General features: G+C 38.4%; 23 protein-coding genes and 2 pseudogenes. 7 read left to right on the top strand and 18 right to left on the bottom strand.

Features of this window, described 5'->3' with window-relative positions; translation table 11 throughout:
* Positions 1-372 precede the first annotated feature (372 nt).
* Positions 373-1,080, top strand: coding sequence for a hypothetical protein (locus tag P3U61_RS01520; protein WP_014612972.1), 708 nt, complete (start codon positions 373-375; stop codon positions 1,078-1,080).
* A gap of 167 nt (positions 1,081-1,247) precedes the next feature.
* Complete coding sequence (locus tag P3U61_RS01515) at positions 1,248-1,805, top strand: M23 family metallopeptidase (protein WP_014612971.1); 558 nt, start codon at positions 1,248-1,250, stop codon at positions 1,803-1,805.
* Positions 1,806-2,114: 309 nt separating this feature from the next.
* Here P3U61_RS01515 and P3U61_RS01510 read toward each other — a convergent pair whose 3' ends face one another.
* A complete protein-coding gene (locus tag P3U61_RS01510) occupies positions 2,115-2,834 on the bottom strand; it encodes a GTP pyrophosphokinase (RefSeq protein ID WP_014612970.1) in 720 nt (239 codons plus the stop codon).
* Positions 2,835-3,168: 334 nt separating this feature from the next.
* Positions 3,169-3,798: a nitroreductase family protein gene (locus tag P3U61_RS01505; protein WP_015729635.1), complete on the bottom strand. Its 630-nt coding sequence runs from the start codon at positions 3,796-3,798 to the stop codon at positions 3,169-3,171.
* 141 nt (positions 3,799-3,939) lie between these two features.
* Here P3U61_RS01505 and P3U61_RS01500 point away from each other — a divergent pair, with 141 nt between their 5' ends.
* Positions 3,940-4,389, top strand: a complete 450-nt coding sequence (locus P3U61_RS01500; RefSeq protein ID WP_014612968.1) for a MarR family winged helix-turn-helix transcriptional regulator — start codon at positions 3,940-3,942, stop codon at positions 4,387-4,389.
* 219 nt (positions 4,390-4,608) lie between these two features.
* On the opposite strand, the gene P3U61_RS01495 is transcribed toward P3U61_RS01500, so the two are convergent.
* From P3U61_RS01495 to cidR, 5 genes are all read right to left on the bottom strand, one after another.
* Positions 4,609-5,433: a hypothetical protein gene (locus P3U61_RS01495; RefSeq protein ID WP_101457575.1), complete on the bottom strand. Its 825-nt coding sequence runs from the start codon at positions 5,431-5,433 to the stop codon at positions 4,609-4,611.
* Between the two features lie 262 nt (positions 5,434-5,695).
* Positions 5,696-5,872: a hypothetical protein gene (locus P3U61_RS01490; protein ID WP_014612966.1), complete on the bottom strand. Its 177-nt coding sequence runs from the start codon at positions 5,870-5,872 to the stop codon at positions 5,696-5,698.
* Between the two features lie 574 nt (positions 5,873-6,446).
* Complete coding sequence (locus tag P3U61_RS01485; RefSeq protein ID WP_014612965.1) at positions 6,447-7,133, bottom strand: LrgB family protein; 687 nt, start codon at positions 7,131-7,133, stop codon at positions 6,447-6,449.
* The gene (locus tag P3U61_RS01480; protein ID WP_014612964.1) at positions 7,130-7,522 is read right to left on the bottom strand and encodes a CidA/LrgA family protein; all 393 of its coding nucleotides are present in this window, start codon (positions 7,520-7,522) and stop codon (positions 7,130-7,132) included. The genes P3U61_RS01485 and P3U61_RS01480 overlap by 4 nt, the downstream gene beginning before the upstream one ends.
* A gap of 77 nt (positions 7,523-7,599) precedes the next feature.
* Positions 7,600-8,529 carry a cidABC operon transcriptional activator CidR gene (gene cidR / locus P3U61_RS01475; protein WP_015729636.1) on the bottom strand — a complete coding sequence of 310 codons (930 nt, stop codon included), beginning with the start codon at positions 8,527-8,529 and terminating at the stop codon, positions 7,600-7,602.
* Between the two features lie 157 nt (positions 8,530-8,686).
* Here cidR and P3U61_RS01470 point away from each other — a divergent pair, with 157 nt between their 5' ends.
* Positions 8,687-9,916, top strand: a complete 1,230-nt coding sequence (locus tag P3U61_RS01470) for an MFS transporter (protein ID WP_041613207.1) — start codon at positions 8,687-8,689, stop codon at positions 9,914-9,916.
* Positions 9,917-10,270: 354 nt separating this feature from the next.
* On the opposite strand, the gene P3U61_RS01465 is transcribed toward P3U61_RS01470, so the two are convergent.
* The 10 genes from P3U61_RS01465 to P3U61_RS01420 all read right to left on the bottom strand — a co-directional run bounded on the left by P3U61_RS01465 (position 10,271) and on the right by P3U61_RS01420 (position 19,807).
* Positions 10,271-11,503, bottom strand: a complete 1,233-nt coding sequence (locus P3U61_RS01465; RefSeq protein WP_014612961.1) for an ATP-grasp domain-containing protein — start codon at positions 11,501-11,503, stop codon at positions 10,271-10,273.
* Positions 11,500-12,747 (bottom strand): ATP-grasp domain-containing protein, encoded by a 1,248-nt coding sequence (locus P3U61_RS01460; RefSeq protein ID WP_014612960.1) that lies wholly within the window; start codon positions 12,745-12,747, stop codon positions 11,500-11,502. The genes P3U61_RS01465 and P3U61_RS01460 overlap by 4 nt, the downstream gene beginning before the upstream one ends.
* An 18-nt stretch (positions 12,748-12,765) precedes the next feature.
* Positions 12,766-14,451, bottom strand: coding sequence for a hypothetical protein (locus P3U61_RS01455; protein WP_101457523.1), 1,686 nt, complete (start codon positions 14,449-14,451; stop codon positions 12,766-12,768).
* A complete protein-coding gene (locus tag P3U61_RS01450) occupies positions 14,451-14,711 on the bottom strand; it encodes a ferredoxin (RefSeq protein ID WP_020219461.1) in 261 nt (86 codons plus the stop codon). Before P3U61_RS01450 ends, P3U61_RS01455 begins: the two co-directional genes overlap by 1 nt.
* 202 nt (positions 14,712-14,913) lie before the next feature.
* Entirely contained in the window at positions 14,914-15,336 is a 423-nt protein-coding gene (locus P3U61_RS01445; RefSeq protein WP_014612957.1) for a universal stress protein, read from the bottom strand.
* A gap of 299 nt (positions 15,337-15,635) precedes the next feature.
* Positions 15,636-16,538, bottom strand: a complete 903-nt coding sequence (locus P3U61_RS01440; protein WP_014612956.1) for a CobW family GTP-binding protein — start codon at positions 16,536-16,538, stop codon at positions 15,636-15,638.
* Complete coding sequence (gene dcd, locus P3U61_RS01435; protein WP_014612955.1) at positions 16,539-17,084, bottom strand: dCTP deaminase; 546 nt, start codon at positions 17,082-17,084, stop codon at positions 16,539-16,541.
* A gap of 339 nt (positions 17,085-17,423) precedes the next feature.
* Positions 17,424-19,139, bottom strand: a complete 1,716-nt coding sequence (ureC, locus tag P3U61_RS01430) for an urease subunit alpha (protein WP_014612954.1) — start codon at positions 19,137-19,139, stop codon at positions 17,424-17,426.
* Positions 19,136-19,492: an urease subunit beta gene (locus tag P3U61_RS01425; RefSeq protein ID WP_014612953.1), complete on the bottom strand. Its 357-nt coding sequence runs from the start codon at positions 19,490-19,492 to the stop codon at positions 19,136-19,138. The genes ureC and P3U61_RS01425 overlap by 4 nt, the downstream gene beginning before the upstream one ends.
* A gap of 12 nt (positions 19,493-19,504) precedes the next feature.
* Positions 19,505-19,807, bottom strand: coding sequence for an urease subunit gamma (locus P3U61_RS01420; protein WP_014612952.1), 303 nt, complete (start codon positions 19,805-19,807; stop codon positions 19,505-19,507).
* A gap of 247 nt (positions 19,808-20,054) precedes the next feature.
* Here P3U61_RS01420 and yut point away from each other — a divergent pair, with 247 nt between their 5' ends.
* Positions 20,055-20,954 (top strand): urea transporter, encoded by a 900-nt coding sequence (yut, locus tag P3U61_RS01415; RefSeq protein WP_014612951.1) that lies wholly within the window; start codon positions 20,055-20,057, stop codon positions 20,952-20,954.
* Positions 20,955-21,123: 169 nt separating this feature from the next.
* Here the strand turns inward: yut and P3U61_RS01410 are convergent, their stop codons facing one another.
* A complete protein-coding gene (locus P3U61_RS01410; protein WP_063279158.1) occupies positions 21,124-22,068 on the bottom strand; it encodes a cation diffusion facilitator family transporter in 945 nt (314 codons plus the stop codon).
* A gap of 515 nt (positions 22,069-22,583) precedes the next feature.
* On the opposite strand from P3U61_RS01410, the pseudogene P3U61_RS12225 reads away from it, so the two are divergent.
* Together P3U61_RS12225 and lip are read left to right on the top strand one after the other, a co-directional pair.
* Positions 22,584-22,637: pseudogene (locus P3U61_RS12225) on the top strand (hypothetical protein); the annotation flags it as partial.
* Between the two features lie 105 nt (positions 22,638-22,742).
* Positions 22,743-24,050: pseudogene (lip, locus tag P3U61_RS01405) on the top strand (YSIRK-targeted triacylglycerol lipase); the annotation flags it as partial.
* Between the last annotated feature and the right edge of the window lie 347 nt (positions 24,051-24,397).

Genomic DNA, 24,397 nt, shown 5'->3' with positions numbered 1-24,397 from the left:
GGAATATCTTTTTTACATCATGAATATATTGACAAGCTCTTTTTTTATCCCAAAATCTCCCCTTGTTTCATTACAATTCAACTTTATCTTGTAATATTTGTAATATATGTCGATTTTTATTAATTCATAAAATATTCCTATAACCCTTGCTATAATCACCTTTATCAGCATGAATAGTGATGAACAACTTTTTAACAACATGACATTTATGTTACAAAACAGCGAAATGAAAAACGATTGTAATGTTTTGTTAATTACGCGTAATTTACAAAATGGCGTTTCGTTGGTAGAGTGTGATTGTTGAATTTTTTAATTACGCATACTTTTGAAAATGAATATATAAAACTTACTTTACTGGAGGACTTATTTATTATGAAAAAATCATTACTCTTAACTACTACACTTGCAGCAACAATCGGAACAGCAGGATTAGCAGCAAGCGGACATGATGCAAATGCAGCAGAACAAGGGATTGATCAAGTTAAATTAGCAGCAATGGCGCAACACAACGATCCATCATTAAACCAACACCCAATTGAAGAAGGTTCATACGAATACAACTTCACTTTAGACGGTGTATCATATAACTTTTGGTCAAACGGTGTACAATTCGGTTGGTCATACAATGGTTTTGGTCAAGCAACACAAGACTACTCATCAATTGCACAACCAACACAAATGGCTGACGTAAGTGGACTAGCTTCACAACAATCTTACAGCAATGGTCCATCAACAACGCAACAAGCGACTAGTCAAGCACCAAAACAACAAACAGCACCATCATACACAACACAATCAACATCAACTCGTTCAGTTAAATTAGCTAATGGTAACACTGCTGGTAGCTACGGAACAAGAGCTGCTCAAGAAATGGCTAGCCGTACAGGTGTTTCTGCATCAGTATGGGAAACAATTATTGCACGTGAATCAAACGGTCAATTACATGCTCGTAACGCTTCAGGCGCATCTGGTTTATTCCAAACTATGCCTGGTTGGGGTTCAACAAGCACTTATGAAGGTCAAATTGCTGCAGCTACAAAAGCTTACAATGCACAAGGTTTATCTGCTTGGGGTATGTAATCTTCATATAACATTAAAAGAACTTGAAGTGTGTGACACACTTCAAGTTCTTTTTCTATTGTTTCGCCTCTCTTGACTAACATCTAAATCACTTTTCAGTCAAAATCATTGCATTGATATACAGCGCCTTATACAATAGAAAACAATCTTAAAAACAAGGTGAGCTTATGAAGCAATGGTTTTTTCCTCTGCTCTTTTTAAGCATCGTTATTGTGATAGCTGTCACAGTTGTCATGCATTACGATGCAATTCAGCACGAAACATCGAACAAATATCATACCTTATCTGACTCATTTTTCAATCAAGACCGTAAAACACACGGCTTTGGCACGTACAATCGCGATCTATCTTTCAACGGCGACAACCGACATTACGGTAATGACTACCGTTTACCCGAAGATACATCTGTCCTTGCACCTACGAATGGCACTGTAACAAGAACTTTCAAAGACAAACTCGGTGGCAATGTGTTAGAAATCCGCGAAGATAATGGTCAATACTTTCAATGGTTCATGCATTTAAATGAATTCAAAGTGAAAGCAGGCGATACTGTAGCTGCCGGTGACGTCATTGCATTGTCCGGAAATACGGGCGAACAAACGACAGGACCTCATCTCCATTTTCAACGAATGCATGGGGGCGTAGGCAATCGTTTCGCTGAAGACCCCGATGACTTTGTCGACCAACTTCCAGATCAACAGCGTAGTCTTTATCGATTGAACTAGATGAGACTGATAAAATAAAAAACAGGTGCTTTAAGGTTATATTCCTTTTAGCACCTGTTTTTTCATGTTTCTTACTTCCCATTCTGTTCAGTGAAAATAAAATATAAGACAAAATCAACAAAATGGCTATAACGTTTCAACTATCATGCCTAGAATGGTGAGAAACTTGATTAAATTTAAATTGACTATTGGAAAAAATTGGGATGTATTCTTGATGTATAGCGTCACATAAGAGTAAGGTCCATCCAGATTATCAAAACCGCGCAAGCCCCTTAGGAAAGGGAAAATGTTTAAAGAAATCTACACATATCAACAGGTCCCTAATTTTTCTCTGTCACGCTGGATACTCAAATGAATTCGTTGCATTTTCTCCTCCACATCACCAATTTCCATTGCGCACGCTTTCAACGTATCACAATACATCTCAGAATCACCACGTTGATTTTTATAATGCAACTTGTGCTCTAAACTCGCCCACATGTCCATTCCAATAGTGCGCAATTGGATTTCTACAGGCGTGTCGTTCATACCATCTGTGAGAAAAATCGGGACAGAAATGACAATATGCAAACTTCTATAGCCATTTTTCTTTGGATTTTCAACATAATCTTTTCGCGTCAATAATTGAATATCGGTTTGTTTCAACAACAATTGTTCGACGGTATAAATGTCGTCAATATAGTTACAAACAACGCGAATACCGGCAATATCCATAATATTTTCTCTTGCGGCTTGTGCTGTCAGCGGATAGCCTTTTCTTTTTAGTTTTTGCAATAAGCTCGGAATCTCTTTGACCCGACGTTCCATATGATGAATCGGATTATGTGCATATTTAATTTGGAAATCTTCGTCCAAAATACGCAACTTTGTACTAATTTCTTCTAAAGCCGCACGATATAAATGTTCTAGTTCAATAAATGCGACAATTTCTTCAATACTACTAATGTCCTTCAAATCACGGTTCATATATTTAGCGATTTCTTGTCTTAAACTTTCTTCATTAAAAGGTGTGTTTTTATCTACGAACATTTCTTTCACCTCAACATAACTATATTTAAAATCAAGGTCCTAAATGCTATGTTATCTTTCATCATCATATCAGGTTCAATAGTCCTTTACTACTTTTCCTTAAAGCTGCAGTGAAATTTAAAAATGTGATAAAAACTTGTCCTTGAAGCAATGAATTTTTAGATAAAATCACGTTTTTTTATGATTTGAAGGTGCTTAAGTCGTTGTGCGTTCGACTAAAAACTTTGTGTTTTTCGTGTAGCATGCATCATGTTTGTCACTTTAGATGAAGCGTTGCAAAAAAATACAGTTGAATGGACATCACTCAACTGTATCTCTTAAAGTATGTTTATTTTTAACGATATTGTACAATTCTTTCAACATCTAAGCGTGATGTTGGACGACCTTCTTCAGCTGCTTTACCGATAGCGATGATCATGACTGGTACATAACGTTCAGGGTCTAAACCAAGGCCTGCTGCAATGTCTTCACGGTTAAAGCCACCGATTGGATTTGTTTCATAACCATGTTCACGTGCAACGAGCATGAACTGCATTGCCGCTAAACTACTATCGACTTTAACAACGTCATTCATAGATTGTTGATCTAGCCCTTCATACATTGCGACAAATTTGCCTACTAAATCGTCCTTGACTTCTTGAGGCATATACCCTTTTTCAACGGCTGCCCCGTAAATTTCTTCAGCATGTTCATAATTCAACATATCACCAAAAATGACAACCATCGCTGCTGAAGTATCATTTTGACGGCTATTGAATTGTACGAGTGGACGTAATGTATCTTTACCTTCTGGAGTATCCACAACAACAAAACGCCAAGGTTGCATGTTAATTGATGACGGTGCTAATGTTGCCTTTCTAATCATTTCATTCATTTCTTCACGTGGAATCTTTACTTCTGTATCGAATAACTTAACAGAGCGACGGCCTGTAAGGATTGTTTGAAAATCTTGTTCGTGTGTCATAATAGTCACCTTTCCTTTTATAATGTAAACATTTCATTAAATAAAGTGCGATTCAATTATATTTTATACATAGTTTTGAATCAAGAAAAAAGTATGTATAATAGTAGTAACTATTGTTTAAAAGTATTGGGGGTCTACAACATGACAAAACATCCGAAAGCGCTGCATGACGAATTATGTTTTTTATTTTATGTTGCATCGAAGGAAGTTATCAAAAAATATACTGCTTGTTTAAAAGAATATGAACTCACTTACACAGGTTATATTACACTCATTTCAATTGGGGATGATGAGGTTGTCAATATCAAACGACTCGGTGATCGCATATATTTAAATTCCGGCACTTTGACACCACTGACTAAAAAATTAGTGGCTCAGGGCTTGATCAAAAAAGTACGAAAGCCTGAAGATGAACGTAACTTGAACATTTCACTTACTGATAAAGGACGCAAACTGAAGCAACAACTCGCACATTTAAATGAAGAGGTACATGCGTCATTATCAATGGAAGGGACGGATATGACAGAATTAGTCGGAATCTTACAACGATTTCTTGAAAACAACTTTCCTTCGCACCCTGTAACAGTTTAATTTTACAGCTGTATAACCATAGTGTTAACGACGGGGCAATGTGCTACAGATATAAATATCGCTACCTCCCCAGTATCATTGCAGTTATTCCTTTTAGCGCTATTATTCATAATAGCGCCATCTTCATTTACAATCGGACCGCTGGAGTAGAATCATGACCATCACATTTCTACTCCCCCGATGTCGTTATAGCCTAACACGCCCCGTTATTCCTTTCCTTTACTTAAATTGATGCCAATATTGACGGAATAAATAAGAGACAAATCGATGCATTGGTGCTTGTGTCAAGCGATACACACCCCAAGGTAATCGCGGAACAAAGTCATGCAATGCAATTAAGCATGTCGTTGTATCACCCTCTAAACGTCGAAACTCCATACGTGCTGTATGTCCACTTTGTTGTGCAAGCCATCCTCCTGTAATATTCAAAATCACGCGCTGTGTTAAGTCACTGCTCGAATGATGACGCATTTGGATAAGTGGTATTTTAAATGGCATGAGCACAATTGTAAACTGTTGTCCATCATAAATACCATTCACAAGTCGCCCATTCAACGTTTTTAAAAATCGACCGTACATGGCAGTGACCGCTTCCATTGATACACTTTGTGGAATATTTAACGCCTGAATCGAACGTACTGTTTGTCGCTCCTCACTCCATTGATAAAGGACGCGGCGATTCGGAAACCATTTCGTTGTTTTCAAAGCATGATGAATCACTTCAATTTGAAAAGCCTCCATCATTTGTTTAAGCACAGGCTGCAATTGCGATTGCCAAACGATACATTGCTGAATATTCGCCTGCTTCATCGCATAACCTAAATTGTCATACATTAATCGTTGCAATTGTATTGGCTGACTTTGCGTGAGCCGCGTATTTGAAAATAGTGGGTTTCCAATCACGACAACAAGTGCAATATCTTCTAATGCAGAGACAACATTCGACAAATCAAACAAGTCAATCTCTCGTGTTTGTGCAACAGTCGTTTGTCTCATCGTCGGCGGTGTCTGGATAAAAACGTCATGTCCTTCAGCAACCAACATGGCTACATAATTATGGGTATAGGGGTGACCATCAGTAATCACTAAAATATTCACTATGTCTTTCACTCTCTCATCTGTTTCATTTTTTAGTATTATACCACTTCTCCACTTTCATACACTGAATTATAGTAGATTCTCACCAAAATTTAACAAATGATTCATGCCCGCTGCTACATCAAAAAAGACAAAAGTTTAAAAACTGCCCATGCAATTTCTCACTTTTGTCTTTCATTTCTATTATCAACATGTATACGATACATGTTTAATTTTGACTGAAAATAAACATCATCATGATCGTCAATGTTGTCAACACTGCACCGATGATAACCCATGTATTTGGATTGATTTTGCCCTTTTGTCCCGTCTGACGAAATGCACGAATTGCCGTAATCCAAGCAATGACGGTCAGCACTGCCAAAATAATTACTATAATATACACCGCTAGCTCCTCCCGTGTTCAATCATGAATAACTTCATATTATCATAAAAATGATTACAGAAAAATATAAAGTGTGGATGTCACAAAAACATCGAATCCTAAAAGTTTTGGTATACATGCCTAACGGTACTCTCTCATTTTTATGTATTCCATTTGAGATTATAAATTGGGTTGAAAGGTCTATAAATAAGACAGAAATTGGGAAAACTTAATATCCTAGTTCCCATATGATCCATACACCATCTGTTATGGAAAATAGGTTTATACATTAAAAATAACATGAGTGATTACTGACGCAGCCAACATATGATTGAGTGCTAGTAAAAAATAGGAAATGGAGAGTATCTATAGTGTTTGTATCTCCTATCTTTACGATATCAAGCTTGAATACCACACAACTACCTTTTCTATTGTTTTTAATGCCATGACTGTAATACTTGGAATGTAATATGAATAAAGAAAGAATGTCTATGATTGGTAATTCTTTAAGGTTAATTTTAGGGAATATCAAATCTTTCAACCTCAAAAAAACCACCATGGCATATATAGGGGTTGGCCATGATGGTTTTGAATATTAATAGAACAACATCAATAGTATTGGAAGCATCACAGAACTCATGACGGCTGATAATATCATACCAATCGAACTAAATGCACCTGACTCTAAATCCATTTCGAATGCGCGTGCGGTTCCAAATGCATGAGAAGCATTACCAAATGTCATGCCGCGTGCGATAGAAGATTGGAAGTTCGTCATACGTACAAGGGATGCGCCTATCATACTTCCTAACAAGCCCGTTGCGATGATAAAGAGAATCGTAACTGTATCCTCGCCACCGAGCTGATGTGACACTTGAATACCGACCGCTGCTGTAATCGAACGGGGGAGGAGTGTCACAATATCTTCGCGTCCATAGCCGAGTAATTTTAAAGAAAAATAAATTAGGGAGAAATTTAAAATTACCGCTGTGAATACACTGACGAAGATTGTTTTAAAATACTTTACAATCTTATGCCGGTTTAAATACAGTGGAAAAGCGAGACACACGACTGTGGAACTCAATAGTTGATTGATCCATTGCCCTCCCACCATATAACTGTGATAGTCGATATTAAAAAGTAATAATATCGCAATAACGCCAAGAGATGTCACTAAAGCGGGGTTGAGTATTGGTGAATTAAACTTATGATATATTTTTTTGGACAATATAAACATCACGACCGTTAATACAATCATCGCAATGCCTTGCAAGATCATCATGATGGATTTTGTCCTTTCCGGAAGATACGGCCTGTCACCATTTTTTCTGCCACTAAACCAGAACTATATGCCACGAGCACCGTACCAACAGCAACTAATGTAAAAAATATAATGAAGTTTAAGTTTAATTCTGAGACGACATCCATTAACCCTATCACAGAGGGAACGAAGAAAAACACCATCGTCGCCAGTAGAAAATTAGCACCTTCTTTAATCCATTCTACTTTAACAATTTTAAATTGAAGTAAAATGAAAAATAAAAGTAACCCAATAATACTACCAGCTAGGGGGATGTTGAAAAACTGCTGTATTTGATTACCTAACATCGTAATCCCATAAATGATGCATAATTGCGTTACAGTTTTCAATAGCTGTTTCACTTTTGCCATTTCAATCATCCTTTCTTCGTTCGAATGATTCTATTGTAACGGGTAATCAACCATTATAAAAATATTGGTTTTTCATGTTAATCATTACTTTTATCTATGGAATGGTTTTCAGGCACTGTCGTTAACGGTAATTGAATGTTGAGATAGTCTAAAAATGTTTGTGTCGCATGGTTTAAATAGACATCTTTCCGCCAAATGACTCCCATCGTCCAATCAACTGTACTGTCATCAATTGACAACACACGAATTTCTGGATTGCGACTAATAATACGTACAATGTTATCTGGCAAAATACTGATGCCCATTTTGGCTGTAATCAAATGTTCGATAAATTGCCACTGTGAGATTTTAGAAACGATATGTGGCACGAAACCAGCTTGTCGAGTGAGCGCGATAATTTTGTCGTTGATATAAAAGTCTTCATTAAACATAATAAAATCTTCATCTTTTAAATCTTTGAACGTCACATTTTCCTTTTGCGCAAGTGGATGCGTGTGATGCATGACGACTTGAAATTCACCTTTGTACAATGGAAATGAATCAAAAAGCTTACTATCTACAGGTAACGATGTCAGCCCGAGATGAATATCATTGTTCCGCACTTGGTTTTCAATCGTCTTCCCACCATTTTCATCTAAATTAAATACGACATTGGGATACTGTTGATGAAACTGACCGAGCACTTGGACGAGGCGTTCCATATCCATCAATGCAGAAATGCCAATCGAAATATACCCTTTCTCCAACCCCAGCAGACTACTGATTTCATTCGGCAAACTTTCGTATAACTTTAAAATTTCAACCGCTTTATGGTAAAACACTTCCCCCACATCTGTCAGCAACAATTGGCGACGTGTGCGATCAAACAACGGCTCACCGATTTCAGACTCTAACTCTTTAATCGCCTTACTAATCGTCGGTTGCGCAATATATAACGTCTCGGCTGCACGCGTCATCCCACCTTGACGGACAATCTCTATAAAATACTTCATCTGTTTAATATCCAATTGTCCTCCTCCCTTCTTTCTCTTTATTATAGCGTAATGCTTCTTATAAATTGTAGCGCGCATGGCGCTCTCATACAAATTTTGACACACTTACATTTTAAGGGTAATATAATACTAATTTTACATATTTTTTATCTTATACAATGGAGATATGCTTATGACATTACCTAAAAATGTGAAGTTGCGTTTACTCATGTTGTTTATCCAAAATGCCTCTGTGAATGCCGTTTTTCCGTTTATGGCATTATTACTTACACACTATCTAGGCGGTAAAAAAGCTGGAATGATGCTTATTATTGGGATTTTATTAAAGTTTAGCGGTTCGATTATCGGGGGTTATTTGAGCGACCATTTACCACTCAAGAAGAATGTCATCGCTTGTTTGACGTTAATGAGCGCATTCCTTTTCTTAGGTATGGGAGCCGTATTAGCGCAGTTAGAGGGGGTGCAGTCCTTTCAATTATTATTTGTTGTTTTCTTGGCCTGTTATCTTCTCAATGAACTTTTGACTGCCTTAGCCAAGCCGATGTACAACGCTTTAGCTTTAGATAGTATTGACGAGACACACCGACAACGCTATGCCCGCTTCAAATATTGGATTTCGAACACTTCCACTGCGCTCGGTATGCTGATGGGGGGATTATTTTACGGCTCGTTCAAAGTGAGTTTATTTGTGTTAATTTATATTTGTTTAACTGTGAATGTGTTGATTCTCTATTTTGGTGTACAAGAAACACGACGCACAATCAGCCATCCATCAGCACGTCGCTTTGTGGCAATATTTCAACGTTATCAAGTAGCATATCGGAATCGTCCTTTCGTCTTATTACTCATCAGTAGTATGCTCATATTAAGTGCGGAAATGTCGCTCTCATCCTATGTTGCAGTGCGTTTAGAACATCAATTCAAAACGATTCAGTTGTATGACTTCCCGATTGATGGCGTCCGTATGTTTTCAATCCTATTATTAATCAACACGATAACGATTATTAGTTTAAGTTTTGCGATTTTACATTATTTCAAACGCTTCAAAGTCGCGACCATTTTAAATATCGGCTTCCTCTTTTTCGCGGGAGGCTATACGGTCGTCATGAGTAATAACCACGCACTCGTCCTCGTTATCTTTATGTTGATGGCCACGATTGGTGAAATTTTGTTCACGCCAACTGTGGAAGCAGAAAAAATACGTTTTATCCCTGCCGACACACGCGGTGCCCATTCCGCATTGGATAGTTGGGTGCCAATTGGTGCAGAACTCATATCACGGCTATTTTTAATTATTGGTACCGTACTCACGCCGCTGATGATGTCAGGTTTAGTTTTAGCAACAGTCATAACAGGTTTTCTATTATTACTGTCAACTGTCAAACGATACGAGGCAGTTTAAAAAAGCATAGTTAAAAGGATTGAGACATAGCGTATTAAGTCTCAATCCTTTCACATATATTTGGCTGATTAATGATTTTAAAATAGTCAAAAAATGAGGATGAATGGCATTAAAAATTTCAACTACATCCCTTTTCGTGTGATTTGTCGACTGATAAATACGGCTATTAGTAAGCCATGTACAATGCTCAGTCCTTTAAAAATAAATGAACTAAATGAAACGAAAAAGGCGGTTAATTCAATTTCTAGTATTAAAATCATTAGAAACACTGCGAGCGAGATTTACTATGATTTTGGCACCGTGTGATGATGTTCGTTCATCCGGTCTCCTTTTTTCAACTGATATGTCTACATATCATACGTTATCATTGTATGTTGTTGCTTGCAATGATTTCCACTGTACTTCTTGCTGATACCATGTGATGACTTGATCAATTCGCGCAATCAATGTCGCCTCATCTTCTCCTTCGACCACAACTGACATGATATGATCCACACTCAATTGCGCTGCTCCAAATGGTTGGCCTGGTGTTGCTTTAAGAGATTGAAAAAGTACCCAATCTTCCTCTAACGGATGTTGTATCCCTTGAAATGTCGCATTTTGAGGGGGCAACAAGATGAACCCGCCATACCGCTGAATTTGTATGTGCGCCTCGACCTCTTCTGCACGTCCTGTTTGTAAGTAAAGACTCATTTGATTGAGCTGCATCCCAATAGCATGTTCTAGCGTACGACCGATTTCACCACCCCCTGTACGACTCGCAATTTCACAAAAATAGATGTCGTTCGTCGGCGTCACGAAAAATTCTGCATGAAATGATCCGCTCGGCAAGGTCGGTAATGCCGCAACAACTTGCTCCACTTGCTGTTGTAGCGCTTGACTGAGTGGATTATCTGCCTTCAACATATAACTCGCTAGTGGCTGATGGTCTTTAAAGGCTAAACATCCATTGTAATAGTGCGACACATAGGCACACTTCACTTCTGCATTATGAACAAGTCCATCGACATGATACATCTCCCCATCAATAAACTGTTCAATTTCATATCTTCCGATGTCGGGATGCGCCTGTAAAAACGTGTCAATATCCTGTTGTGCACGTGCAATCACAACATCCGACGAACCTGATCCATCTATCGGTTTAAGTACGACAGGGTAGCCATATTTTCCTACAAATCGTTGTATATTCGCGCTGTCTATCGCTTTATCAAAATGTGGTGTTTTCACTGATGTGCTTTGTAACAACTGTTTCATGAGCACTTTATCCCGATACGCTTCTGCACTGATTAACGACTGACCTTCTATTTTCAACAACGCTCTAATTTTGGCTGCTCTTATCACGTCAAATTCCGAAATCGATAGGACGTGGCTAATGTCATATTGTTGACTTAATTCGAGCGCACGCATTTCAATGTCGGGATTTACCATATAATGTTCAAATGCTTCAATTCGCAAATAATCTTCGTCTGCATAACTGTTTTTTTTCTCAACCGGACAAAATAAAATCATTTGCTCTGCTGTATCCGGAAACCATTCATTATACGGTGTTTTAGCATGGTCCGTACTTGATAACATCAGTATTGTCATTCCACAATCACCTCAATCACTTCATGAATCCAATCAATTTTTTGCTGCACCGCTTCAGTCGACTCAGCTTCAAAAACGATATTGAGCACAAAACAACTCGAAAAGTGTTCAGGAGGTAAAATCACCGAATCTCCATAATTTTTCAAAGACACAACATAGTGCACACCTGGTATTTCAACTAAGCGGTCAAGCCCTTGAACCCCTTTAAATATCCCAGCTTGCTCGGCCATGACGCTATAAAAACACATTTTCTTTGACGTTTGATCAAAAGTAGGCCAATTTTCAGTCACATCGTTACCGACTGCAACATCTAATATTTTTTCAATGTATGAATGGCCAGATGCACCTGGAATTAAATGTGACGCAATGAAGCCCCCTCCTGGTCTGGCCGCTGATTCAATCACTTTAAAACCGTCTTTTGTCACTCTACCTTCTAGATGAAAAGCACAATGGTCAATGCCTAAACTTTGAATAGCTTGCGTCGCTTTCGTCTTAATTTCTTGTTGTAAGGCCGCATTTTTATCAGATGGGAAAATCGCAATGTACTCCAGTGAATATTCAGGTGTGACCGCTTTGTCCGTAATCCCTGCAATACGTACTTCTCCATTTTGCACGACACCTTCAACCGATACTTCTTCACCGACAAGATACCCTTCATAAATATAATCATTCGGATAATAATGATACACTTTGTCACGTTCTGGTGATGTCGCATGGCGTAATGTTTCGTACACATATTCAATACATTCTTCACTTTCAATTTTAAAAATGCCTTTACTTCCAGAAGCGCCCACCGGCTTCAATATCCCAGGCGTTCCAATACGCGCAACAGCATGACGTAAATCTACTTCACTACGCACATTTTCATAGTCGGGCGAAATGTCAGGGACTTGGTCAAACGCCATACGCATTAAATATTTATTGCGAGCATTTTTAACATGCGAGACTGGAATGCCCGGTAATTGCAGACGGTCATTTAATTGTGCAACGAGCTCTACATCTTTATCAGACCATGTCAATATCCCGCTTAAATGGTGCTGTTGATGATACGCGATCACCGCTTCAACGACTGCTGTTTCGTCATACGTATCGATTTCAATCACTTCATCTAGACCACTGTCAATCAGTTGTGGATCATGATCTGTCATCAATACGACACGATACCCTTGTCTTTTTGCCTCAATGACCGGTGCGATTCGCTCGACTTTATGACTTCTCAAATTAATAAATAGTAATGTTTTCACGCACTTCACGCTCCTATGTTAAACCTCTATAAATTGCTGTTGATACCATTTACGATCATATGCTGCCATATCAAGTTGACTCTGATGTTCACGACAATAATCAAACCACGCTTGATAAAGTGCACCGACAACCCTTCTGTAATAAAGCGCTTTCATTAAGTCTATTTCAGAATACACTACGCCAGATGTTTTCATCAACCGTAAATCGTAATAGGCGTTTAACGTATACGGTGGACATTGAATCGCCCCAGGACAACGAATGGCATGTTTTACATTTGCAAATACATGCCCTTTATGATGCTGATTGCTCCATTCGGTAATGTCACTCATCACTGGCGGAAAATAGTAATGTCGCTGAATACGATGGCGCTCATACAAAAAATTTCCCGGCGTATAATGCCAACTATTGTATTCCATTCGTTTACTAATTGCTGTCAAAATACCTACCAATATCTGACTTTGATTGCGAAAAGCTTGTTTCATCGCTTCACTCGGTATCGCACAGCAAAAATACATTTGTTGTTTCCATTCAAAAATTGTTTCTAGCTGATGATGTTTTAATGCATCGTAATACATCCATGGATATCTAAACCCTCGCGTCATACCAACATCTGAATGCGTCGCCCGTATCGCATAACCCACCATTTTTTCGAGTAAAGTTTGAATTGTGGTCATATCCGGATGTTGCGCAATATCGTTTAAAAATGCGTCATAATACGTCTGTTCTGAAGCCATCCCTAAAATTTGCGCTAATTCATTCTCCATCGCTTCATCACGATACAGTCCCACTTCTTGTTGATTTAAAAACTGTTCTTGCTTATGTAAATTGAGCCCATTAATTTTTCGATAAATGACATAGTTTTCGGCAACTTTTTCACGTAATTGACAAATCAACCGTGATTTCGCTAAAAGAGATTTTGGCACAGGTTTGGATGGTGTATCAGTCATTTCTTGATAAACGGCTAACTTTTCTTCTAAATAGTGGGATAAATAATGCAGTGAAAAATGAACACCATTCACCTCTTCTCCTCTGGCAGGCGGACCAGATTGCAACAATGTGTAGAGGTTAAAAATAAAAATGCGTTCATCTTTCGTCCACGTGTCCTTATTTTTCTCAGCCAACTCATCCAATAAAAAGTGCGTCGTATCCCCTTCTAAACTTTTCAATAAATTGTTGTAATGATAAAACGTCGTATACGTATGGCTATTGTAATAGAGGAGCACCGGTGCCATAAAATCGACTTTTTCTTTAATCGCATCAATCACTTCTATAACCTCTTGCGGTTCGAGGCGCCGAAAAAATGGAACAACTTCTGATTGATAGCGCAACATTTCCTCCGTATGCAAACGTGTCGTCAATTGTTGAATTTCAGTCATTGCTTCTGTCGTCAATGTGACATAACCCCAAATTTGCGTATAGTCATCATTAAAACTTGGTCCTAGATGAAGACGACCATAGGCTGACATTCCAAAACTGATGACTTGCTCAGAATCTGACGGTTTTTCATCAGTAAACAGACAAGTGCCATGCGCCAAATGTTGATATATCGCCCACTGTTCAAAATTCAAACTTTGTCGTGCAATCTCAAGTGGAATCTTACCATCCAATGTCAACATCGTGTCAATCACTGCTAACGGTTGCTCAAGCTGTGTCACCTTTGCATGCGTTTCTTCCAACAACTGTTCAAACCCTTTTTGCTTCATTACAATTCCTTCTCTCTGTCTAATATAATGGGTAACGAAAAAGGCTGCTGCCCCACTGTGATTGCTGACGTGGGACAATTTTCAACTGCATCATCTAAATTTCCTAAGTCACATTCGGGTATTTGCGCCGTGCCACTATTACAATCTAAGCACATGTACGCTATCCCTTGCGCATCATATCGAAACAATCGGGGCGCCGCAGCACCACAAGCTGAACAAGCAATACACATGTCTCTGTCTACATACGCATAATAGCTCATCAACTCCCTCCCTTCACCACTTTAATACAAAACAAAAACAATATAATATATCACTTCTATTATTTTTATATTATATCCACAAAGTAATTTTGAGTCAATGTAGCATGTCTTCTCATCCCATAAATCCTAAAAACCCCTTCAAGCAACGAATGGCTGAAGGGGTTAAAGTTATAATAATATAATTTGTTGAAGCTATTTATTATTATTTCACGATGAGCACAGGGATGTTCACACGCTTAGCAATTTTATGTGTCACGTGACCGAGTACATGTTTAATATCCATTTCTGAACGTTTATTACTCATCACGACAATATCATAATGTTCATTTCCAACTTCATTGACGATTTCTTTTGTCGGTGAGCCTGTCGCAAATTTCACTTTGTAAGATAAGCCAACATCTTCAATCGTTTTCAAGAATGGCTTCATTTCTTTTTTCTTTTCTTCTACCACTTCTTCAAAATGTTTACCTTGATAGCGAACATAATTCGCTAATTCTGTCTCTGAAATGACATTAAAAACGACAATTTCGTATGGTGCATCATTGCCTGTTAGCTTTTTTAATTGTTCAGGGACATTTTTAAAGCTGTTGCCAAAATCATATGGAACGAGAATATTGCTAAACATATCTAATCCCTCCTCATTTTTGGTGTCTCCTTTATTCTCATGTCGACATGACTATATCGGAGACGGCTTTCTCATTACCTTTATTTTAGCACTATGATAACGCTTTCTCAAGGCGCCCTACTTTGTTAATGGTGCACATGCATAAAATTATTTTTTTACACAAACACGCTACTCTCGTAATGTCAGACATGCATTTCAACTTCTAGAAAGTGCATCCCTCTACAATGTCCCCTCTGTAACATGAAAAATGATTCTACACTAAAAAAGACACTTCTCAAAAAAATGAAGTGTCTAAAAATTTATGATGAAAATTCTATAATATCTAGTGTTTCAGTAATGTCAGCATCATTTAAATCGTGCCCTACCACGACCAAATAAGGTGACATTTCAATTGGACACGGTTTCAACTCTAAATGTCCGGGCGTATATTGTACGACATAGGGTGTTTCACAACCTTTAAAATAGACAAAGCCCTTAACTCTAAAGACATCTTTTAACCCTTTTAATCCTTCAATTAACGCACTTTGTTGGATGGGCGATTGAAATTCATACAACATATGTGACAAATGCCCGTGATGATGGACGGATGAACGTTCACTCATATCATATTTCGACGCATGTTGAATCTCTTGTAATGTAATTTCACCGTAACGTGTAAGTATGTACGGTATATCAGGATAGCGTTGTTGTATAGTTTGGACAACGGCTAACAACTGGTCACTTTCTAGCAAATCAATTTTATTAATAATCAAATGACTACAGTAACGAATTTGTTCATCCATTAACGTTTGAATCGTTTCTGGTAAAGTATCTCGACTTTCATAGGCTGCCGCATCGACAATACCTAACACACTCAAATCTTGAATGAATGGCGCAAGCACAGGCGTCATGCATGCATCAAACACTTCAACTGGATGTGCGGCACCACTGCATTCGATAAAGACAATGTCAGGTTGATGTGTTAAATACAATTCGTGGAGTTGTTGTGAGACATTCGCTTTCAAATCACAGCAAATACAACCATTCGTCAACACTTCCATTTTCACATCTTCAGTCACGAGCTGTGCATCGACATTTTTAGCCCCAAAGTCATTCATCATCACAGCTGGTTTTAACTCTTGATCAATCGCATCTTGTATTAAAAAGTTCAGTGTAGACGTTTTACCGCCACCTAAGAAGCCCGCTAATATGACGATATCCATCTAATCTCCTCCATCTTTCATCCAATCACGAAATAACCGGCTTCCCGTTGTGGTATGTTGGCCTTGATATTTCCCTTGATATTTTGTTTCTGGTACCGTTTTTGTTTCAGCTAATACGATTTGGCAAATACGTTGGCCTTGTTCAATTTCTAACGGAAAGTCGTTGGCATTGTAAAGTTCCAATGTAATTTTACCTTCAAACCCTGGATCGACCCAACCTGCATTTTGTATGAAAAGTCCTGCTCGACCGACTGAACTCCGCCCTTCAATAAACCCAGTTAATTGTTGGGGTAACGTGATATATTCTTCTGTCGTAGCTAAAATAAAAGCGTGCGCAGGTATCACCACTCGAGGTTGTTCAATCGTCTCATACGCAATCGGATCACTCATCCGTTGCACCCCTGTTTCGGGTGGTATCGGTTTTAAAAAGTGCGACCCTAATGTTAAATCAACAGATGCTGGCTCAATATGCGCTTCTACTAATGGTTCAATATTCAATAATTGACGTTCGAGATACGCCTTAATATCACTATCTGACAAAATCATACGATGCACCTCAGTTTCTTAAATATAAATCATCATTTTTACGTAGCGTGATGTTTTCATAATTTATCATGTCCAGAAGATTCGGACAAGATTTTTTTGAATATTTTTCATTTTATTTTCGAGTAATGTTATCAAAATACAATAAATAAGCAATGTTATATAATCGTAAAAATCTTTTGACAACGCAACCAGATGAGATGTTCATACCCGTTGCGCATATTTCATAAACGCACGATGAAACAATACGAAAAAGCCTGCTCGAGTGTCATGACGATACATTCGAACAAGCTTCATTTCTATTTACATAGCTAATGGCGTTAATATTATGTCAAAGCCACTTTAGAATAAGAAATAACGTTGGGTCATCGGTAATTCTGTTGCCGCTTCACTCGTTACTTTTTCCCCATCCACGAAAACTTCATATGTTTCTGGATCAACGTCAAGTTTTGGTAAAGCACTATTATTTTTCATATCTTTTTTTGTTAATTGGCGAATGTTACGTACAGGTCTCACGTCACGTTTTAAGTCTAATGTACGACGAATACCGTTCATATAAGCCGCTTGTGATACGAAAGTGATGGCTGTACTTTGTAAGTTACCACCATATTGACCGTACATGTGACGATACTTAATCGGTTCAGATGTTGGGATAGAACCATTTGCATCACCATTTGCCGCCACGTTAATCATGCCACCTTTAACAACCATGTCCGGTTTCACACCAAAGAAACGTGGATCCCAAATGACAAGGTCCGCTAATTTACCGGCATCAACAGAACCGACATATTCGGATATGCCGTGTGTAATGGCAGGGTTAATCGTATATTTCGCAATATAACGACGGATACGGTTATTATCATCATATTCACTGTCGCCTTCAAGCGGTCCACGTTGTTGTTTCATACGATGTGCGACTTGCCATGCACGCGTAATGACTTCACCGACACGTCCCATCGCTTGAGAGTCAGAGCTGATCATACTAAAGACACCCATATCTTGTAAAACGTCTTCTGCAGCAATTGTTTCTTTACGAATACGAGAATCCGCGAAAGCCACGTCTTCTGGAATCGATGCATTTAAATGGTGTGTAATCATGACCATGTCTAGATGTTCATCAATCGTATTATGTGTATACGGCAATGTTGGGTTCGTCGATGATGGTAACACATTCGGATAACCCGCTGATTTAATTAAGTCAGGTGCGTGTCCACCACCAGCCCCTTCTGTATGGTACATATGGATCACTTTATCACCAATCGCTTTCATCGTATCTTCCATAAAGCCCGCTTCGTTCAAAGTATCCGCGTGCAGTGCGATTTGAATATCATAGTCATCTGCCACTTCAAGTGCATGACGTAATGCTGAAGGCGTCGCACCCCAATCTTCGTGCACTTTCAAACCGATGACCCCTGCATGAATTTGTTCTACTAATGCAGTCGGGTTCACCGCTTGACCTTTACCTGTAAAACCAATGTTAAGCGGTAAATTTTCTGCAGCTTGAAGCATGCGGTGAATATACCAAGAACCTGGTGTCACCGTTGTCGCTTTTGAGCCTTCTGAAGCACCAGTTCCCCCGCCGATATGTGTTGTAATGCCACTTTCTAATGCAACTTCAGCTTGTTCAGGGTTAATAAAGTGTACATGTGTATCAATACCGCCCGCAGTAACAATCATCCCCTCTGCTGCAATCACATCTGTCGAGGAACCAATAATAATATCGACACCATCCATAATATCCGGGTTGCCGGCTTTCCCTAATTTCATGATGTAACCATTTTTCACACCGATATCACATTTAATGACTTTATCGTGATCAATCACGACAGCATTTGAAATAACTAGGTCTGCTACGGCTTTGTTATCACGTGTTGCATTCGGATTTTGTCCCATACCATCACGGATTGATTTACCACCACCGAAAGTAACCTCATCACCATATCTTGCGTAATCTTTTTCGACTTTCGCAAATAAATCCGTGTCAGCTAAACGAATAGAATCGCCGACTGTTGGGCCGTACAAACTAGTATACTGTGATTCTGTCATTTTAAAACTCATTTGACTTCACTTCCCTCTGTCATATTAGGCGCTGTGATGCGAGATTGATCAAGCGGCCCATCGACTAAGCCGTGAAAACCATACACATGTTGTTTACCGGCATAACGTACAAGGCGAATTTCTTTTTCGTCACCAGGTTCGAATCTAACAGCTGCACCCGCTGGAATGTCTAAATGTTTTCCATACGCTTCTTCACGTTCAAACGACAGCGCGGGATTCGCTTCAAAAAAATGATAATGTGAACCGACTTGAACAGGTCGATCCCCTGTATTTTTAACCTTTAATTTTGTATTTTCGCGTCCTTCATTAATCATAATTTCGGTTGAATTCACAATAATTTCTCCAGGTTTCATCATTATCCCCTCCTACACAATTGGATGATGAATCGTAATTAGTTTTGTACCATCTGGGAAAGTGGCTTCGATTTCGATATCTGTCACCATCGCTTCGACACCTTCCATGACATCATCTTTTGATAAAATTTCACGCCCGTAACTCATTAACTCAGCAACTGTTTTACCATCACGCGCACCTTCTAATATTTCATAACTAATTAATGCGACTGCTTCAGGATGATTTAATTTCAAGCCACGCGCTTTACGTCGTCGGGCTAAGTCCGCAGCAACAACAATCATCAGTTTGTCTTGTTCTCGTTGTGTAAAGTGCATCCCATTCACTCCTTATTCTCATAATTAAGTTGTCTTAGACCTTAATTATAGTCCTCCCTATCCGTACTTTCAAATCATAATACTATACGATAATAATAAAAGCGCTTCCCAAAGAAATGTGTGATTCAAATTCAAAAGCGCTATACTCTTATTAACATTATTACAATATAGTTGTTAATTGAAATATGCAAATGTTAAAATGTGAACATGTATTTTGTTTTAGTAATAGAGAAAGAAGTGAACTTTAATGTCAAAATCGATACATACTTTTTTCAAAAACATTTCTCAAGTCGTCCTACTCGAAAATACGTGGACAGGTTTACTCATTTTAATCGCACTTTGGATTGGCAACTGGAAAATCGGACTTGCCGCGATGATTGGAAGTACCATCAGCCTCATAACCGCACGTCATTTCAATTATACTGACGAAGAGATTCATTCCGGACTCGCAGGCTTCAATCCTGTACTGATTGCGATTGACTTAACTTTATTTCTACTCTGGTCTTGGCAAAGTATACTCGTCATTTTAATCAGTATTGTATTAGCGATGCCTATTGCACAAGCCATTAAAAACTTTCTAAAACCTTTCCATCTACCCGAACTCACTACACCTTTTGTCGTCATCACATGGGTTGTTCTCTTGATGTCACAACAGTTTAAATTTGTTAAAACGAACGTCGATGTCTTACCGTTAACTGCAGATGTGCATATCAATTTAAATACAACTTTTCATCCGATACACGCCTTTTTTAGCGACGTGAGTCAAATCTTTTTAGTCGAACATACAATCAGCGGTATACTCATTGTTATCGCTTGTTTTATTGCTTCAAGACGCGCGGGTATTTATCTTTTAATTGCCAACTTCTTAGGTTTATTATTGGAATTTTTCTTTGGCGCAGATATTGGCACATTGAATGAAGGTCTCTTCGGCTTTAACTTGATGCTATCTATCATCGCAATTGGTGTGACATTCCGGTCTGCCAACCATCTCAAAGCAGTGATAGCCTTTGTTTTAACGGTAGTCATGACGCCTATGATGTATGCAGCAACCGCAACATTTTTAGAACCGATTGGCATCCCATCACTGACATTTCCATTTATTATCACAACATGGACTTTACTTTTAGCTGGGCAATCAACAACCTAGCCAGATATTTCCAAATAAACAAAACATCAAAAAAGTGCACGCATCGCCTTAATACGCGCGATGCGTGCACTTTTTTGAGCATATTCAACTTATTCTACGTTTGCTTGTGAAACCTTTCCCTCTTAAAAGTAATACACAAGTGATGAAGTCCAGTGCGTGCTATCTAACATCATTCATCATGCTTCACTTCTTCAAAATACGACTCATTCAAATGATTAATATCCAAATGCTCAATCTGTAGTGTTGTATGTGCCAACCCATACTTTTCTTTCAACAACCGTTCCAATCGATTAATCGTACGGTACGCGTCTTCACTATTTCTGCTATCCAACACGACATGCGCACTAAGCGAATAATGATCCGTCGTAATTGACCATAAATGAAACTCATGGACGTCCAACACTTGGTCTACTGATTTCATCGTCTCCATAATCTCATCAGTCTCCAAATGTTCAGGTACAGATTCCATTAAAATTAACCATGCATTGCGCATAATTTTATAACCACCGCGCAAAATGACTAAGGCAATGACCATACTTAAAATTGGGTCAATCAACTGAATCCCCGTTAAATAAATCAAACCGACCGCGACGATAACACCAACAGAATTCAATAAGTCCCCAATGAAATGCCACAATGCACTTTGAATATTAATATTATTTTCACTCTTCAATGAGCGCATTAAAATGATGGTTAAAATAATATTCACAATCAAACCAATCGTTGCAATGACAAGCATTAAACCACTTTCGACGGTTTGCGGAAAAATGATACGCATAATGGCTTCATAAAAAATCCATACAGAAATCACTGCGAGTGCTAGCCCATTTAAAAACGCTGCGAGAATTTCAAACCTTAAAAATCCAAATGTATAACGTGCGGTTGGTCGGCGGCTCGCAAAATAAACCGCGACCATCGATAAACCTAACGCAATGACGTCACTCAACATATGAAATGAATCTGATAACAGTGCAAGTGAGTTAGAAACGAGTCCCCCTACAAACTCTACAACTGTAAAAAAAAGTGTAATGATGAGAGAAAGCCATAATGTCGTTTTCGAGTGTGCCTGTGTTTTGCGATGCTCAACATGATGAAAATATGTTCTTCTAGCCATAAAAGTACTCCTTTGATAATATTTCTCAGTTCTTATAAACGACGCGAGGTGAATACGACCACTGCCGCATTCACCTCATGAGTTCTACTTGCTATATGTTATAAAATCGTCATTCACTAAACTTTCGTCTACTTGATATTGTCGATCAGTTAAACACGGGCGGACTGCCACAGTCAAGCCTCCATGTTGATTTTTATTTTATCATACCCTATCACTTATTGCTTATAAACATACTTTATCTCTCTGCTAAAAAAACTTTACAATATGTTATAAAAGTTCAAAAATAAAAAACAAAATTTAGAATAAATCGTTTTGACATTTTTTTAAAATTATTATATTATTACATTGGATTGACGAAAACCCTTACAAATATTTAGGGTGCCACTTTTAAAGTAAAGGGGGGATACGTATGTCAGCGATTTTAGCTAAAATTTTCAGCTTTTTACCAAGACTTATTATTAATATTTTTGTATAACCATTACAACTTCAACTCATTAAAAAAAAGAGGTGGAAAAATGAAAGATCAAAAACAACTTTTTAGTATTCGTAAATTTAAACGCGGTGTCTCATCAGTCGTTATCGCATCTTTGTTTTTCACAACCTTATCCATCACACCCGCTTTAGCCAATTCAGAAACGATGCACCCTTCTTCTAAAAAAGCACAAGAAACAGCGCGATCTTCAGTGAATAATACATCATATGACACATTACACTCCAAAACAACAAGCAATGTACAAACACTCAATTCTGAAAATAAAACGTCATCCCAGGTACAAAATCAAAACATCACCACTCAACAAGTCAAAACACAAGACGGTCAAAAAGCCAAACAAAACTTTTACAAAAACAGAGACCCGATTGTTTTAGTCCATGGGTTTAATGGATTTACAGATAATTTACTCCCATCGGTTTATCCACATTATTGGGGTGGAGAAAAACTGAATATTAGGCAAGATTTAGAAGAAAATGGCTACAACACATATGAAGCCAGTGTGAGTGCATTTGGTAGTAACCATGACCGCGCCGTTGAACTTTATTACTATATCAAAGGTGGTACTGTCGATTATGGTGCAGCTCATGCAGCGAAATATGGACACTCCCGTTATGGCAAAACATATGAAGGTATCGACAAAGATTGGAAACCTGGTAAAAAAATTCACTTAGTCGGCCATAGTATGGGTGGACAGACCATCCGCCAACTTGAAGAATATTTGCGTAATGGAGACCCAGAAGAAATTGCTTATCAAAAAAAGCATGGAGGTAAAATATCTCCAGTCTTCAAAGGCGGTCACGATGGTATGATTTCATCGATTACAACATTAGGTACACCGCATAACGGTTCACATGCATCAGACAAACTCGGTAACGAAGCAATTGTACGTCAAATCGTATTTGATGCCGCACAATATCTTGCTAAAAATAAAGGGCGCGTAGACTTTGGATTAAAACAATGGGGTCTTGAGCGTAAAGAAGGAGAATCACTCGATGCTTATTTTGAGCGCATTTTGAATAACGATCAGTTATGGCGTACAGAGGATCAAGGTTTCTATGACCTCACACTAGAAGGTTCAGCAAAATTGAACAAAAAGACATCATTGAACCCCAATATTGTTTACAAAACGTACACAGGTGAAGCGACACATCCAACACTTTCAGGCAAACAAAAAGCGGACTACGACATGTTCTTCTTATTAACAGTGACAGCCAATGTTATCGGTAAAACTGCTGAAAAAGATTGGCGCGTCAATGATGGTGTCGTCTCTGTTGTTTCTTCTCAACATCCATACAACCAAGCCTGGGTGGAGGCAACAGATGAAATACAAAAAGGTGTTTGGCAAGTCATGCCTGTACAAGAAGGTTGGGACCATTTAGACTTTATCGGCCTAGATACGAATGATACGTCACGATCACAAGATGAATTAAAAAATTTTTGGCATAGTATTGCTGAAGATCTCGTTAAGTCAGAAGAAACAACAAAATAAGGAGGTGGTGTAGATGGCAGGAACACCTTTAGAACTTTTACTTTCAATTTTTAAGTTACTAAGAAATATTTTCAAATTTTAATGCTATTGATGCAGTATTTTTATTAAACTTGCCCTCTCCCTAAGATTCTGGTTTTTGATTGCCCTCATAGCTTCCCTTTCCTAGAGGCTGAAGGGAGGTTGTGACAAAAGCGCTTAGGATTTGAGCAGAACCGAGCGATGAGCAAAATTGCTTTCCAAATTTTGCCGAAATCGCGGGAGTTCTGTCGAAAATCCTGCTTTTGGAACACCGTTTATTGATTCCCAGCGCACCCATTCATTGTGGATTTTGGGAGCAGTACAGGAAT

This window comes from Staphylococcus pseudintermedius (assembly GCF_034042775.1).
Classification (GTDB): Bacteria; Bacillota; Bacilli; order Staphylococcales; family Staphylococcaceae; genus Staphylococcus; species Staphylococcus pseudintermedius.
The sequence above is the reverse complement of the archived record's forward strand: the minus strand, read 5'-3'. Positions and strand labels throughout refer to the sequence as shown.

Coding starts and splice junctions, on each gene's coding strand:
- yut (WP_014612951.1), top strand. CDS start 20,055: ATGTCAAAATCGATACATACTTTTTTCAAAAACATTTCTCAAGTCGTC.
- P3U61_RS01485 (WP_014612965.1), bottom strand. CDS start 7,133: ATGATGATCTTGCAAGGCATTGCGATGATTGTATTAACGGTCGTGATG.
- P3U61_RS01455 (WP_101457523.1), bottom strand. CDS start 14,451: ATGAAGCAAAAAGGGTTTGAACAGTTGTTGGAAGAAACGCATGCAAAG.
- P3U61_RS01440 (WP_014612956.1), bottom strand. CDS start 16,538: ATGGATATCGTCATATTAGCGGGCTTCTTAGGTGGCGGTAAAACGTCT.
- P3U61_RS01450 (WP_020219461.1), bottom strand. CDS start 14,711: ATGAGCTATTATGCGTATGTAGACAGAGACATGTGTATTGCTTGTTCA.
- P3U61_RS01420 (WP_014612952.1), bottom strand. CDS start 19,807: ATGCACTTTACACAACGAGAACAAGACAAACTGATGATTGTTGTTGCT.
- P3U61_RS01520 (WP_014612972.1), top strand. CDS start 373: ATGAAAAAATCATTACTCTTAACTACTACACTTGCAGCAACAATCGGA.
- P3U61_RS01505 (WP_015729635.1), bottom strand. CDS start 3,798: ATGACACACGAACAAGATTTTCAAACAATCCTTACAGGCCGTCGCTCT.
- P3U61_RS01445 (WP_014612957.1), bottom strand. CDS start 15,336: ATGTTTAGCAATATTCTCGTTCCATATGATTTTGGCAACAGCTTTAAA.
- P3U61_RS01510 (WP_014612970.1), bottom strand. CDS start 2,834: ATGTTCGTAGATAAAAACACACCTTTTAATGAAGAAAGTTTAAGACAA.
- P3U61_RS01410 (WP_063279158.1), bottom strand. CDS start 22,068: ATGGCTAGAAGAACATATTTTCATCATGTTGAGCATCGCAAAACACAG.
- P3U61_RS01515 (WP_014612971.1), top strand. CDS start 1,248: ATGAAGCAATGGTTTTTTCCTCTGCTCTTTTTAAGCATCGTTATTGTG.
- P3U61_RS01470 (WP_041613207.1), top strand. CDS start 8,687: ATGACATTACCTAAAAATGTGAAGTTGCGTTTACTCATGTTGTTTATC.
- P3U61_RS01500 (WP_014612968.1), top strand. CDS start 3,940: ATGACAAAACATCCGAAAGCGCTGCATGACGAATTATGTTTTTTATTT.
- dcd (WP_014612955.1), bottom strand. CDS start 17,084: ATGATTTTGTCAGATAGTGATATTAAGGCGTATCTCGAACGTCAATTA.
- P3U61_RS01425 (WP_014612953.1), bottom strand. CDS start 19,492: ATGAAACCTGGAGAAATTATTGTGAATTCAACCGAAATTATGATTAAT.
- P3U61_RS01495 (WP_101457575.1), bottom strand. CDS start 5,433: ATGTTGGTTGCTGAAGGACATGACGTTTTTATCCAGACACCGCCGACG.
- P3U61_RS01465 (WP_014612961.1), bottom strand. CDS start 11,503: ATGACAATACTGATGTTATCAAGTACGGACCATGCTAAAACACCGTAT.
- P3U61_RS01480 (WP_014612964.1), bottom strand. CDS start 7,522: ATGGCAAAAGTGAAACAGCTATTGAAAACTGTAACGCAATTATGCATC.
- ureC (WP_014612954.1), bottom strand. CDS start 19,139: ATGAGTTTTAAAATGACAGAATCACAGTATACTAGTTTGTACGGCCCA.